Origin of the sequence: Brevundimonas sp., assembly GCF_051858995.1 — a bacterium.
Lineage (GTDB): Bacteria > Pseudomonadota > Alphaproteobacteria > Caulobacterales > Caulobacteraceae > Brevundimonas.
In genome coordinates this window covers 164101-177180 of the sequence record NZ_JBHYGN010000001.1, presented here as the reverse complement: position 1 = coordinate 177180, position 13080 = coordinate 164101, and the positions used below count along the sequence as shown (strand labels likewise).

At 67.8% G+C, this 13080-nt stretch carries 12 protein-coding genes; 7 read left to right on the top strand and 5 right to left on the bottom strand.

Going from position 1 to position 13080, the window contains the following annotated elements:
• Window positions 1-5: 5 nt before the first annotated feature.
• Window positions 6-1637: a M20/M25/M40 family metallo-hydrolase gene (locus ACTIEF_RS00910; RefSeq protein ID WP_439470302.1), complete on the top strand. Its 1632-nt coding sequence runs from the start codon at window positions 6-8 to the stop codon at window positions 1635-1637.
• 31 nt (window positions 1638-1668) lie between these two features.
• Window positions 1669-2805 (top strand): serine hydrolase domain-containing protein, encoded by a 1137-nt coding sequence (locus ACTIEF_RS00905; RefSeq protein ID WP_439470301.1) that lies wholly within the window; start codon window positions 1669-1671, stop codon window positions 2803-2805.
• On the opposite strand, the gene rarD is transcribed toward ACTIEF_RS00905, so the two are convergent.
• Window positions 2802-3740: an EamA family transporter RarD gene (gene rarD / locus ACTIEF_RS00900; RefSeq protein WP_439470300.1), complete on the bottom strand. Its 939-nt coding sequence runs from the start codon at window positions 3738-3740 to the stop codon at window positions 2802-2804. The two genes, ACTIEF_RS00905 and rarD, sit on opposite strands and share 4 nt — an antisense overlap.
• A 42-nt stretch (window positions 3741-3782) precedes the next feature.
• Window positions 3783-4829 carry an aspartate-semialdehyde dehydrogenase gene (locus tag ACTIEF_RS00895; RefSeq protein WP_439470299.1) on the bottom strand — a complete coding sequence of 349 codons (1047 nt, stop codon included), beginning with the start codon at window positions 4827-4829 and terminating at the stop codon, window positions 3783-3785.
• A 211-nt stretch (window positions 4830-5040) separates the two neighbouring features.
• Between ACTIEF_RS00895 and zapE the strand changes: the two genes are divergently transcribed.
• Both zapE and ACTIEF_RS00885 read left to right on the top strand, forming a co-directional pair.
• Complete coding sequence (gene zapE, locus ACTIEF_RS00890) at window positions 5041-6135, top strand: cell division protein ZapE (protein WP_439470298.1); 1095 nt, start codon at window positions 5041-5043, stop codon at window positions 6133-6135.
• A 59-nt stretch (window positions 6136-6194) separates the two neighbouring features.
• Window positions 6195-6734, top strand: a complete 540-nt coding sequence (locus tag ACTIEF_RS00885; RefSeq protein ID WP_439470297.1) for a hypothetical protein — start codon at window positions 6195-6197, stop codon at window positions 6732-6734.
• A gap of 3 nt (window positions 6735-6737) precedes the next feature.
• Here the strand turns inward: ACTIEF_RS00885 and ACTIEF_RS00880 are convergent, their stop codons facing one another.
• Complete coding sequence (locus tag ACTIEF_RS00880; protein WP_439470296.1) at window positions 6738-7079, bottom strand: hypothetical protein; 342 nt, start codon at window positions 7077-7079, stop codon at window positions 6738-6740.
• Between the two features lie 217 nt (window positions 7080-7296).
• Window positions 7297-8259 (bottom strand): malate dehydrogenase, encoded by a 963-nt coding sequence (mdh, locus tag ACTIEF_RS00875; RefSeq protein WP_439470295.1) that lies wholly within the window; start codon window positions 8257-8259, stop codon window positions 7297-7299.
• Between the two features lie 109 nt (window positions 8260-8368).
• On the opposite strand from mdh, the gene ACTIEF_RS00870 reads away from it, so the two are divergent.
• Complete coding sequence (locus ACTIEF_RS00870; protein WP_439470294.1) at window positions 8369-9178, top strand: EcsC family protein; 810 nt, start codon at window positions 8369-8371, stop codon at window positions 9176-9178.
• Here the strand turns inward: ACTIEF_RS00870 and ACTIEF_RS00865 are convergent.
• Window positions 9156-9515, bottom strand: coding sequence for a hypothetical protein (locus tag ACTIEF_RS00865; protein WP_439470293.1), 360 nt, complete (start codon window positions 9513-9515; stop codon window positions 9156-9158). The genes ACTIEF_RS00870 and ACTIEF_RS00865 overlap by 23 nt on opposite strands.
• Before the next feature lie 176 nt (window positions 9516-9691).
• Between ACTIEF_RS00865 and katG the strand changes: the two genes are divergently transcribed.
• Both katG and ACTIEF_RS00855 read left to right on the top strand, forming a co-directional pair.
• Window positions 9692-11902, top strand: coding sequence for a catalase/peroxidase HPI (gene katG, locus ACTIEF_RS00860; RefSeq protein WP_439470292.1), 2211 nt, complete (start codon window positions 9692-9694; stop codon window positions 11900-11902).
• Window positions 11903-12108: 206 nt separating this feature from the next.
• Window positions 12109-12996, top strand: coding sequence for a hydrogen peroxide-inducible genes activator (locus ACTIEF_RS00855; RefSeq protein ID WP_439470291.1), 888 nt, complete (start codon window positions 12109-12111; stop codon window positions 12994-12996).
• Window positions 12997-13080: the final 84 nt, after the last annotated feature.

The window sequence follows — 13080 nt, the reverse complement described above, 5'->3', positions numbered from 1 at the left end:
AAACCATGCGCCTGAAATCGATTCTCGTTTCGACCACGGCGCTGCTCTGTCTGGCGGGCGCCGCTCACGCCCAGCAGGCCGATCCCGCCCGACTGAATGAACACACGCGGGTGTTGGCCTCGGATGAATTCGAGGGGCGGGGCGTCGCGACGCCGGGTGAGCAGAAGACTGTCGACTATGTCGTCAGCCAGTTTCAGGCCCTGGGGCTCGAACCCGGCGGCCCTGACGGCCAGTGGGTGCAGGTCGCCCGGTTGAGCCGCACCCAGCAGTCGGGCCCCGCGACCATCACCGCCACGGTGAACGGGCAGGTGCGGACGCTGGAGCGCGGACCGCAGATCCTCGTGGCCAGCGACCGACCGGTGGATCGCATCACCCTGACCGACGCGCCCGTGGTCTTCGCCGGCTATGGCGTCGAAGCGCCGGAGAAGGGCTGGGACGACTTCAAGGCCTTCGATGTGCGGGGCAAGATCATCCTCGTCATCGTCAATGATCCGGACTTCGGCGCGCCCGAGGGACACCCGGTCGCCGAGCGGTTCGACGGCAATGCGATGACCTTCTACGGCCGCTGGACCTACAAATTCGAAGAGGCGGCGCGGCAGGGCGCGGCGGGCGTGCTGGTCATCCATGACACGGCCGGGGCCGGCTACGGCTGGAGCGTGCTGGAGGGCTCATCGACGGCGCCGGACTTCGACATCGTGCGCGCCGACTGGGAAGCCGAGCGGGTCCCGGCCCAGGGCTGGATCCAGAGCGATGTGGCCGAACAGCTGATCCGCGACGCCAAGCTGGACTACGCCCAGCTTCGTTATCAGGCCCGCAGCGAGGCCTTCACGCCGGTGGAGCTGCCGGGCGTGACCATGTCGATCGACTTCGGCCAGACCCACGCCACCATCGAGAGCCGCAATATCCTGGCGCGTATTCCGGGTTCGGAGCATCCGGACGAGACGGTCCTCTACGGCGCCCACTGGGACGCCTATGGCCGCGCCAAGCCTCAGAACGGAGACGACATCTATAACGGCGCTGTGGACAATGCGACGGGCGTGGCGGCGATGATCGAGCTGGCCCGGATGTTCAAGGCGGGGCCGCCGCCGGAACGGTCGGTGGCCTTCGCCGCCTGGACAGCCGAGGAGGCGGGGCTGCTGGGCGCCGAATACTACGCCGCCAATCCGGTTTGGCCGCTGGAGACGACGGTCGCCAACATCAACATGGACAGCTTCCTTCCGGGCACGGACGTCTCGTCCGAGATCGTGGTCATCGGCGCGGGCAAGAGCGAGACGGACCGCTGGGTCGAGCGTCGCGCCACCGAACAGGGGCGCCGTCTGATCCCCGACCCGGCCCCGCAGGCGGGCGGCTTCTATCGCTCCGACCACTTCCCTCTGGCCCGGATGGGCGTGCCCGCCGTGTTCGCCGCCGCCGGTTTCACCGGTCATAACGAGGCCAGCCGTGACTACGTCCAGAACCGCTATCACAAGCCCTCGGACGAATGGACCCCGGACTGGGTGATGGACGCCGCCGCCGTGGACGTGAACCTACTCTATGCCGTCGGTCGCGATCTCGCCGACAGCCGCGAGTGGCCGCGCTGGAATGAGGGCGCGGAGTTCGAGGCGGCGCGGGAGGCGTCGGCGGATCGGCGGCGGTGACAGGGGCGGACGTCGGAGTTAGACCCCTCTCATGACCGATCTTCCCGACATCCACGGCGTCTGCCCGTCCGAGTTCGCCGCCGTGAAGGACGCCTTCGCGGCCAACTTCACCGATGCGCCGGAGGGGCTGAACGAGCAGGGGGCGCGGTTCAGCGTCCGAATAGGCGGCGAGACGGTCATCGACCTGTGGGGCGGCTCGGCTGACGCGGCCGGGACGATCCCGTTCGGCGAGCGGACCCTGACGCCGGTGTTCTCGACCGGCAAGGCGGTGATGGCCCTGCTGATCGCCACCTGCGTCGAGCGGGGGCTGCTGGACTATGAGGCGACGGTCGCCAGCTACTGGCCGGCGTTCGGGCGGGCGGGCAAGGACCAGATCACCGTCGCCCAGATGATGAGCCATCAGGCGGGCCTGCCGGGCTTCGACACGCCCGAAGACCCCGCCATCTGGTTTGATCGCGAGGCGACGCTGGCCCGGCTGTGCGCCCAGGCGCCGATGTGGGCGCCGGGCACCGCGTCAGGATACAGTCCGATCGTCATCGGCTATCTGGCGGGCGAACTATTCCGCCTCGTCGACGGGCGGACCATGGGGACGGCCCTGCGCGAGGACTTCCCCGGCCTCGACCTGTGGATCGGCCTGCCGGAGGCCGAGCACGACCGCGTGGCCCAGATGCGCAAGCCGACCAAGGCGACCAATCTCGGCGAGATCGATGCGATCAAGAAGGCGGCCTTCCTCGACAAGGGCTCCTCGCCCGGCGGGCGCGGCTCGGCGGAGTGGCGGATGATCGAGATTCCGTCGGCCAATCTCCATGGCACGGCGACGGACCTGGCCCGCATCGTCGGGGTGATCGCCAACGGCGGAGAACTGGATGGGCGTCAGGTGCTGTCGTCCGACGTTCTGGCCGCGGCCACGCGCGAACGCATCCACGGTCAGGATCGGGTGCTGCCTTATCAGATGAGCTGGGCCGCCGGCTTCACCCGCAACGCCGGGCTGAACATCTTCGGGACCAACCCGGACGCGGTGGGCCATTGCGGCTGGGGCGGCAGCTGCGCCTTCGCCGATCCGGCGCGCGGTCTGTCGGCGGCCTATGTGATGACCCGCCAGTCGCCGCACCTGATCGGCGACCCGCGCGCGCAGCGACTGATCAGCGCTCTCTACGACGCCCTCTAGCCGTTCACGACTTCGCTGGCGCTGTTCTTCAGCGCCAGCCGCGCCGCCCGTTGGCGCAGGAAGGCGGCGGCGGCGAAGACCCCCGCGCCGGTCCAGATGAAGGCGAAGGAGGCGATGCGCAGGCCGGTCAGCTGCTCGCCCGCCCAGACGCCGACCGCGAACTGGATGGTCGGGGCGAGGAACTGGATGAAGCCGATGGTCGACAGGGGCAGGCGCCGGGCCGACCAGGCGAACAGGGCCAGCGGCAGGACGGTCGCCGGACCGTTGGCCAGGGCCCACATCAGGTTGGTCGGGCTGTCGAACCCGTCGCTGGCGCCGGTGTGGACCAGCCACAGCACCCACAGCAGGCCGAGCGGGGCCAGCAGCAGGCATTCGATGAACAGACCCGCCTGCGCCTCGATGGGCACGCGCTTGCGGATCACGCCGTAGCTGGCGAACGAGATGGCCAGGGCTATGGAGATCCAGGGCGGGCGGCCCAGAGCCAGCGCCTGGAGAACGACACCGATAGCGGCCAGACCGATGGCGACCCAGCCCCATTTGTCGATCTTCTCGCGGAACAGCCACAGCCCCACGATCATGTTGAGCAGGGGGTTGATGTAGTAGCCGAGGCTGGCTTCCAGCGTGGCGTGGTGGGTGGTGGCCCAGACGTACAGGCCCCAGTTCACCGCGATCAAGACGGTGGACAGCATCAGCCATCCCAGGGTCTTCGGCGAGCGGAACACCGCGAGCACCTGCCCGCCCTGTTTCGCCAGCACGACCAGCAGCCCAGCCACCAGAACGGCCCAGAGGGCGCGGTGGGCCAGGATCTCGAACGCGTCGAAGCCGATGGCGTGCTGGCCCATGAACAACAGGGGCATCAGCCCCCACAGCACATAGCAGCCGAAAGCGGACAGCAGGGCGGGGCGGCTCGCGTCAGAGCCGGTGGCGGTGGTCATGGGCTTCTCCATCGCCGGGGGAGCGGCGAGACGGAAAGGGTCTTAGACGGTAAGGGTGCGGTAGCCGGAGGACGACTTGATCACGCCCGTCTCGTCCAGCAACTGGGCGATCTGGACGGCGTTCAGGGCGGCGCCCTTGCGCAGGTTGTCCGACACGACCCAGAACGACAGGCCGTTCTCGACCGTGTGGTCCTTCCGGATGCGGCTGACGTAGACGGCGTGCTCGCCCGCGGCGTCGACCGGGGTGATGTAGCCGTCGGCCTCCTGCTTATCGATCACCTGCACGCCGGGCGCGTCGCGCAGGATGGCGCGGGCTTCGTCGGGGCTGATCGATTTGTCGAACTCGACCGTCACGGCTTCCGAGTGGCCGACGAAGACCGGCACGCGAACGCAGGTGACCGTCAGCTTGATCGACGGGTCCAGCATCTTGTGGGTCTCGTCCCACATCTTGGCTTCCTCATCGGTGTAGCCGTCGTCGCGGAACGAGCCGATGAAGGGCAGGACGTTGAAGGCGATCTGCTTGGGGAAGACCTTGGGCGTGGCGTCGCCGAGGCCGTAGATGGCCTTGGTCTGGTTCCACAGCTCGTCCATGCCTTCCTTCCCGGCGCCCGACACCGACTGATAGGTCGAGACCACGACGCGCTTGATCCTGGCGGCGTCATGCAGGGGCTTCAGGGCGACGACCAACTGGGCGGTCGAGCAGTTGGGGTTGGCGATGATGTTCTTCCTGGTCGCCAGCTTGATGTCGTCCGGGTTCACTTCCGGCACGATCAGCGGCACGTCCGGGTCCATGCGGAAGGCGGACGAGTTGTCGATGACGATGGGACCGGCCTTGCCGATCTTCTCGGACCACTCCTTGGACACCTTGCCGCCAGCCGACATCAGGACCAGATCGACCTTGGAGAAGTCGAACTGTTCGAGGTCCTGGGCCTTCAGGGTGCGATCGCCGAAGGCGACCTCCATGCCCTTGGATTTTCGCGAGGCGATGGCGTGCATTTCATCGACGGGGAATTCCAGTTCCTCGAGGATGTTCATCATCTCCCGGCCGACATTGCCGGTGGCGCCTACGATGGCGACGCGATAGCCCATCTTGGTGTGTCCTTCGGACGCGCTGACATCAGCGCGTAAAGTGTGATCGTACGGGTCTGCATGTAGTCTTTCGCAGGCGCGAAGCAATCGGTTTCGCAGTGGGGCCTGGGTCAGCGAGCCCGAGAACCGCGTCCCGATCCATAGGCGTTGCTTATGCGCTGGGCCGGATCACGGCTTTTCTCGCGGTCGCAGCAAGGCTATGCCGGAGGGGATGACCTCCCGCATCCGCTCCGCCTATGACATCCGTATCCAGGAGGGGGTGCTGACTCCTGACCCGGCGCAGGAGCCGTTGATCACGGCGCTGGAGCGGCTCGAGATCGATCTGGCGAAGAAAGGGCTGTTCGGCAAACAGCCCGAGGTGCGCGGCCTCTACATCTGGGGACCGCCGGGGCGCGGCAAGTCCATGCTGATGGACCTGTTCGTCTCGTCGTCGCCCGAGCCGCGCAAGAGCCGGGCCCATTTCCACGCCTTCATGGCCCGGGTGCACAGGCTGGTCGACCAGTGGCGCAAGGGCGACAGGAAGGCCCGGCAGGCCGTCTTCGGCATGCACAAGGGCGACGACCCCATTGAGCCGATCGCCGAGCTGATCGCGTCAGAGGCGCGGCTGCTGTGCTTTGACGAGCTGCAGGTCACCGATATTGCCGACGCCATGATCCTGGGCCGGCTGTTCGAGGCCCTGTTCGAGCGCCGGGTGGTGCTGGCGGTGACCTCGAACCGCGCGCCGACCGACCTCTATAAGAACGGCCTGAACCGCCAGCTCTTCCTGCCCTTCATCGCCGAGATCGAGAAGCGGTGCGTGGTGGTCGAGATCGACGGCGCCCGCGACTGGCGATTGGACCGGTTGATGGGCTCGCCGGTCTGGTTCACCCCGGACCAGCGGACAGCCTTCGAGACCCTGTGGTTCGAACTTCGCGGCGGCGAGCCGGAGGAGCCGGTTCATCTGACGGTGCTGGGTCGCGATGTGGCAGTCGAACGGACGGCGGGCGGCATGGCCCGCGCCACCTTCGAAGAACTCTGCACCCGCCCGCTGGGGCCGCAGGACTATCTGGCCATCGCCTCGCGCTTCCACACGATTTTCATCGAGGATGTGCCGGTGCTGGGTCCCGCCAACCACCATGAGGCGCGCCGCTTCGTGACCCTGATCGACGCCATGTACGAGGCCAGGACCCGGCTGGTGGCCCTGGCCGCCGCCCGACCCGAGGCGCTCTATACCGAGGGTGTCGGGGCCTTCGAGTTCGAGCGCACAGTCTCGCGTCTGAACGAAATGGCCTCGGCGGACTGGCTCGCCCACGAAAGAGCGGTTTAGGTAGCGGCCACAATTTCGCTGCGGCGATCCGGCTGGATCGCGCACCCACGGAGATGTTCATGCGCCGCCTGACTGTTCTCACCGCCGCCCTCAGCCTCACATTCGGCGCCGTCGCCCTGCCCGCCATGGCACAGACGCCGGCCCCGGCCGCCGCCCCCGAGCGGGGCGTGGCGCCCGCCGATGTGAAGACCTGGCTGACCGGTCTGGGCGGCACGGTCGCCGATCCGGCGCCCATCGATGGCGGCTTCCAACTGCGCGTGGCCGACGAGCCCCTGCCGTGGAGCCTGAACATGTTCGGCTGTCAGACCCGTTGCGATGACATCCAGTACAACGCCGTCTTCACCGGCCCGATCACCGAGGCCCAGGTCAGCGCCTGGAACCGCGACAACCGCTATCTGAAGGCGGTCTGGATTGCTCCTGCGACGCCGGGCGCCGACGCGACCATTCTCGCGCAGTATGATGTCCTGCTGCTGGCCGACGGCGCGACCCAACTGCAGGAGCCGACCTATATCTGGCTGCAGATGCTGACCCAATTCGCCCGCGCCCTGTTCCAGAGCGTGGCGCCCGCCGTGCCCGCGGCCGCGCCCTCCGGGCAGTAGGCGTCAGTCCTCTTCCGGGCCGAAGCTGTTCACCTCGGTGAACAGCGGCGCCGAGCATCCGTTGATGCGCCGTTCCAGCGTCAGATAGAGACGGACGGTCTCGCCCTGCCGATAGAGAAGATCGCCGGTGCGGGTCGGCGGGCTCTCCGGGCGAATTACGACTGCGGTCTGAAGCGCTGACGACGTGGATGTCGTTGCGGGAGCGGGTATGATGTTCGCCTGTTGCAGGACGCTACCCTGACAGCGGGCCTGCCAGTCCTCCATCTGTTCGGCGGACGGCAGGGTGACCAGCGGACCGGGTTCGGTGGTCGGGTCGGCGATCAGCGCAAGCATGAGCATAAGCATGGGGCGTCTCCCGTGATGACGGTCACGGTATGCGCATCCGAAGGTTAGGTCGAGCGACAACTCATGCGTCTCCAGACAAGAAAAAGGGCCGTGGATCGCTCCACGGCCCCATTCTTTTTGCCCTATCGCGAGCCGCGCGGCGGCTCGCTGCTTGAGGGCGATCAGTCTGCGCCCAAGCAACCCGGCTCCTCGAGCGGGGCGTTAGCGCCCGCTGGCATTATGCCAGCGAGGGCTCGATGTCCTTACAGGCCTGGATGAGGCCCTGGACCGACTCCACCGACTTGGCGAACATCGCCTTCTCATCGTCGTTGGTGGTGAACTCGACGATCTTCTCGACGCCGGCGGCGCCGATCAGGGCCGGAACGCCGACGTAGAGGTCCGACAGGCCGTATTCGCCCGACAGCCACACGGCGCAGGGCAGGACGCGCTTCTGGTCCAGCAGATAGGACTTGGCCATGGCGATGGCCGATTCCGCCGGGGCGTAGAAGGCCGAGCCGGTCTTCAGCAGGGCGACGATCTCGCCGCCGCCCTTGCGGGTGCGCTCGACGATGGCGTCCAGTTCCGCTTGCGACAGGAAGCCGGCGGCGACGGCGTCCGGCAGCGGCAGGCCGCCGACGGTCGAGTGACGGACCATCGGGACCATGTCGTCGCCGTGGCCGCCCAGGGTCCAGGCGTGGATGTCCTGCACCGACACGCCGGTCTTTTCAGCCAGGAAGTAGGCGAAGCGGGCTGAGTCCAGCACGCCGGCCATGCCGACGACCTTCTCCTTGGGCAGGCCCGAGAACTTCTGCAGGGCCCAGACCATCGCGTCGAGCGGGTTGGTGATGCAGATGACGAAGGCGTTCGGGGCGTGGGCCTTGATGCCTTCGCCGACGGCCTTCATGACCTTGAGGTTGATGCCGATCAGGTCGTCGCGGCTCATGCCCGGCTTGCGCGGCACGCCGGCGGTGACGATGCAGATGTCGGCGCCGGCGATGTCGGCGTAATCGTTCGCGCCCTTCAGGGCGACGTCCTGGCCGAAGACGGCCGAGGCTTCGGCGATATCCAGCGCCTTGCCCTGCGGCGTGCCCTCGGCGATGTCGAACAGGATCACGTCGCCCAGCGCTTCGCGCGCCGCAACGTGGGCCAGGGTGCCGCCGATCATGCCGGCGCCGATAAGGGCGATCTTCGCGCGAGCCATACTGTCAGTCTCCGAGGGGTTTGCTGCGGTGCGATACCGCCGTCGCGCGGCGGTCTAGACCCGTGAGCCGCGACCTGCAACCGTGACGCCGCGTGAGGCCTTAACGACCATGACCCGATCCCCCCAGACCCTGCCCGAGTTCATCGCCCCCGATGAGGTGCCGACCGGCCTTGTCCCGATCACCAACGCGCGGGCGATCCGGGCCGAGATGGAGGTCTGGCGGGAGAAGGTGCTGAGGCGGCCGGGCCTGTGGGACAAGGCCACGCGCGGAACCCAAGACCGGATCAACCGCATCATTCCAGAGCGGGTCCACGCCATCATCACCACGGGCGTGGAGGCGATGACCAAGGGCATCCTGTTCGGCTCGGACCTGCTGAAGGCCAAACCGGTCCGGGACGGCTCGCTTGCCGCGCGGGAGGAAAAGGCGCGGGTCGCCATTCGCGCCTATCGCAACACCGCCAGTGTCGAGGGTGGAGTGGCGGGGGCGGGCGGCTTCGTTCTGGCCGCCGCCGACTTTCCGGCCCTGATGGCGATCAAGGTGCGGATGCTGGGCGACATTGTCGCGGCCTATGGCTGGGGCGGCGGTTCGGTGCGCGAGCGGTTGTTCGTGCTGCACATCTTCCATCTGGCTTTCGCCAGCGCTCGGCGACGGCCCGAGGCCCTGGCCGATCTGGAGCGATGGATCGCCGACGTCAACCAGCCCGAGGTCCTGACCGACTATGATTGGCGCACCTTCCAGATCGAGTACCGGGATTACATCGACCTGGCCAAGATGGCCCAACTGCTGCCGCTGGTCGGCGCGCCCGTAGGGGCGGTGGTCAACTGGCGGCTGGTCGAACGGCTGGGCGAGACCGCCATCATGGCCTGCCGGATGCGGTGGTTCGCCGAGACGAGCCTCAGCCTCGAACGACCGGAATGAGCATTTCGATAGAGCCGTCCGCCTGACGCCTGAACCGGCTCTCCAGCGGGCGTTTCAGGACCGTCCCGTCCGCGAACCTGCCTTGCACGTCGAAGGTGCAACGGGCGTCGCCCTCGACAGCGGCGCAGTCGACGTTGGTCACCGACACAAGAACGGCCGACTGGTCCCGGCGCTCGCTCACGAAGGCGAACTGTCCCTCGTAAATCGCCCAGTTCGTCTGGACATAGGCGGCCACTTCCCGGTCGGACGGGATGGACGACGGGCTCGCGGGTGCTGTTGCGCATCCTGCGGCGGCGAGGATGGAGAGCGGGGCCAGCAGGTGAAGGGCGCGGATCATGGAGAGAGGCTAACCCAACCGGGGAGACCTGTCCCGTCTCCCATGCCAGAGGCTGAAGGTCGTGGTCTTCGATCGCCCGAGCTGAGCTTCAGCTTATCTTGGCGACAAAGTTTATTGATTTTCCCTGTCGATAGTGTGGGCATAGGCTCCTTCCACAACATCAGGGAGACGACACCATGGACGGCAACGCAGGCGGGCCCTCGCCCCTCAATGACCCCAAGAAGGAACCGGCGGCGCTGCGCAGCCTGCTGGGTCGCACCAATCGCGACTGGTGGCCGAACCAGCTGACGATGGACATCCTGCACCAGCAGGGAAAGTCGGGCGACCCGATGGGCGACGAGTTCAACTATGCCGAGGCCTTCAAGACGCTGGACCTGGAGGCGGTGAAGCGGGACCTGACCGCCCTGATGACCGACAGCCAGCCGTGGTGGCCGGCGGACTACGGCCACTATGGCCCCTTCTTCATCCGCATGGCCTGGCACTCGGCGGGCACCTATCGCACCGGTGACGGGCGCGGCGGCGCGGGTGCGGGCCAGCAGCGCTTCGCCCCGCTGAACTCCTGGCCGGACAACGGCAACCTGGACAAGGCGCGCCGTCTGCTGTGGCCGATCAAGCAGAAGTACGGAGCCAAGCTGAGCTGGGCCGACCTGATGATCTTGGCGGGCAACGTCGCCATCGAGAGCATGGGCGGGCCGGTCTTCGGCTTCGGCGGCGGCCGGGCTGACGTCTGGGAGCCCGAAAAGGATGTCTACTGGGGCACCGAGGAGAACTGGGTCGGGGACGAGGGCAACCAGACCCGCATCCGTCCCGATGACGGCGCCGCGCTGGAAGCTCCGCTGGCGGCCATCCAGATGGGTCTGATCTATGTGAACCCGGAAGGTCCCGGCGGCGTGCCGGAGGCCCTGCAGTCGGCGCGCGACATCCGCGAGACCTTCGCCCGCATGGGCATGAACGACGTCGAGACAGCGGCCCTGACCGCGGGCGGTCACACCTTCGGCAAGGCTCACGGCGCGGGTGACGCCTCCAAGGTCGGCGCCTCTCCGGAAGGCGCGGACATCGCCCAGCAGGGCCTGGGCTGGCAGTCGGGCCACGAGAGCGGCATCGGCGACCACACCATCACCTCGGGCATCGAGGGGGCCTGGACCCCGACCCCGATCACCTGGGACATGACCTATTTCGACATGCTGCTGGACCACGACTACGAGCTGGTCCGCTCGCCCGCCGGGGCCAAGCAGTGGCAGCCGGTCGGCAACCCGGAAGAGACCCTCGCTCCGGCCGCTCACACGCCGGGCAAGAAGGTCCCGACGATGATGACCACGGCCGACATGGCCTTCAAGGTCGACCCGGCCTACCGCGTGATCATGGAGAAGTTCCGGTCTGACCCGGCCTACTTCGCCGACCAGTTCGCCCGCGCCTGGTTCAAGCTGTGCCACCGCGACATGGGGCCGAAGGTCCGCTACCTCGGTCCGGACGTCCCGGCGGAAGACCTGATCTGGCAGGATCCGATCCCGGCGGCGACCGGCCCGGCGCTAACGGCCTCCGACGTGTCAGCTCTGAAGCAGAAGATCGCGGCTTCGGGCCTGTCGGTGAGCGAGCTGGTCTCGACCGCCTGGGCCTCGGCGGCGACCTACCGCGGCTCGGACCATCGCGGCGGCGCCAACGGCGGCCGTCTGCGTCTGGCGCCCCAGAAAGACTGGGAGGTCAACGAACCGGCGAAGCTGGCCAAGGTCCTCAAGGTCTATGAGGGTCTCGCCGCGAGCGCGAACGTCTCCATCGCCGATCTGATCGTGCTGGGCGGCTCCGTCGGGATCGAGCAGGCGGCCAAGGCGGCCGGCGCGTCGGTTGAGGTCCCCTTCACCCCAGGCCGCACCGACGCCTCCGCCGAGCAGACGGACGTCGAGGGCTTCGCGGTGCTGGAGCCACGCGCCGACGGCTTCCGCAACTATCTGCAGGTTCGCTTCAGCGTGCCGACAGAGGAGCTGCTGATCGACCGCGCCCAGCTGCTGGGCCTGACCGCGCCGGAGATGACGGTTCTGGTCGGCGGCCTGCGGGTGCTGGGCGCCAACCACGGCGGCTCGACCCACGGTGTCTTCACGGATCGTCCGGGCCAGCTGACCAACGACTTCTTCGTCAACCTGCTGGACATGAAGACCGGCTGGAAGAAGGTTGATGGCGAGGGGGACGAGACCTTCGTCGCCACCGACCGCGAGACCGGCGAAGAGCTGTGGACCGCCACCCGCACCGATCTGGTGTTCGGCTCCAACTCCCAGCTGCGCGCCCTGTCGGAGGTCTACGCCTCCGCGGATGCGGGGCCGAAGTTCGTCAAGGACTTCGTCGCCGCCTGGGTGAAGGTGATGAACGCGGATCGGTATGATCTGAAGGCCTGATCAGGCTCGTTTCCTCCCCGTTTCGAGGCGACGGGGAGGGGGACCGCGAAGCGGTGGAGGGGCTCGTTCCGAGTGCTCGGTCAACAACCCCTCCGGCTCCTCGCGAGGCTCGGAGCCACCTCCCCATTGCTGCGCAACAGGGAGGAGACGTGAAAGCGTTCTTCATAGACTTTGCCATGTCGATAACGACGCCTTATGTGGCGCGGATGCTTCCCACGCTCCGTCAGCTTCAGTACCTGCGTCTGCTCGCCGAGCACGCTTCCTTCAGCCGCGCCGCCGAGGCCGCGCATGTCAGCCAGCCCGCCCTGTCGGCGGGGGTTCAGGAGCTGGAGAAGATCCTCGGCGCGCCGGTGGTCGAGCGGACGCGGGGCAATGTGCAACTGACTGCCGTCGGGGCCGAGGCTGTGCGCCGGGCCGAGGATGTGCTGGCCCGCACCGAGGATCTGGTCGAGGCAGCGCGCAACGCGGGCAAGCCCTTGTCGGGCCGGTTCCGGCTGGGGGTCATCCCGACCGTCGCGCCCTTCCTGCTTCCGGCGCGTCTGCCGGACATCAAGGTCGAATACCCGAACCTGCGCCTGTTCATCCGCGAGGATCTGACGCCCCGGCTGGTCACGGCCCTGAAGAGCGGCCATCTCGACGCCGCCGTCATCGCCCTGCCCTACACCGCGTCCGGGGTCGATCACGCCCGCATCGGGGATGACGAAATCCTCGCCGCCGCCCCGGTCGGTCATGCGCTGGCGGGCGCCGGGCCGATCCCGCCCGGCTCGCTGAAGGCCGAGGACCTGATCCTGCTGGAGGATGGCCACTGCCTGCGAGATCAGGCGCTGGCGGCCTTCGACATCGAGGCGCCCAAGGGCGATGACGTCTTCGCGGCCACCAGCCTGCACACCCTGGTCCAGATGGTGTCGTCCGGGCTGGGGGTCAGCTTCCTGCCCGAGATGGCCGTGCGGGCCGGGCTGGCTGATATGCCGGGCGTCGTCGTCCGTCCGATCGCCGCCAAGGCCCCGCGTCGTGAGATCGTGGTCGCTTGGCGCACCGGCTCCAGCCGCGCCGCCGAGGCCCGCCTGCTGGCCGAGGCCCTGACCCTCGACTGAGGTTCATTACGAGTCTGTAAGGTGCGCCCCGGTTCGGCGCTGATAGGGTCGCCTCCGCCCGTTGTCCGGGCGTCCGGAGCCCGC

Coding starts and splice junctions, on each gene's coding strand:
- ACTIEF_RS00910 (WP_439470302.1), top strand. CDS start 6: ATGCGCCTGAAATCGATTCTCGTTTCGACCACGGCGCTGCTCTGTCTG.
- ACTIEF_RS00905 (WP_439470301.1), top strand. CDS start 1,669: ATGACCGATCTTCCCGACATCCACGGCGTCTGCCCGTCCGAGTTCGCC.
- rarD (WP_439470300.1), bottom strand. CDS start 3,740: ATGACCACCGCCACCGGCTCTGACGCGAGCCGCCCCGCCCTGCTGTCC.
- ACTIEF_RS00895 (WP_439470299.1), bottom strand. CDS start 4,829: ATGGGCTATCGCGTCGCCATCGTAGGCGCCACCGGCAATGTCGGCCGG.
- zapE (WP_439470298.1), top strand. CDS start 5,041: ATGACCTCCCGCATCCGCTCCGCCTATGACATCCGTATCCAGGAGGGG.
- ACTIEF_RS00885 (WP_439470297.1), top strand. CDS start 6,195: ATGCGCCGCCTGACTGTTCTCACCGCCGCCCTCAGCCTCACATTCGGC.
- ACTIEF_RS00880 (WP_439470296.1), bottom strand. CDS start 7,079: ATGCTTATGCTCATGCTTGCGCTGATCGCCGACCCGACCACCGAACCC.
- mdh (WP_439470295.1), bottom strand. CDS start 8,259: ATGGCTCGCGCGAAGATCGCCCTTATCGGCGCCGGCATGATCGGCGGC.
- ACTIEF_RS00870 (WP_439470294.1), top strand. CDS start 8,369: ATGACCCGATCCCCCCAGACCCTGCCCGAGTTCATCGCCCCCGATGAG.
- ACTIEF_RS00865 (WP_439470293.1), bottom strand. CDS start 9,515: ATGATCCGCGCCCTTCACCTGCTGGCCCCGCTCTCCATCCTCGCCGCC.
- katG (WP_439470292.1), top strand. CDS start 9,692: ATGGACGGCAACGCAGGCGGGCCCTCGCCCCTCAATGACCCCAAGAAG.
- ACTIEF_RS00855 (WP_439470291.1), top strand. CDS start 12,109: ATGCTTCCCACGCTCCGTCAGCTTCAGTACCTGCGTCTGCTCGCCGAG.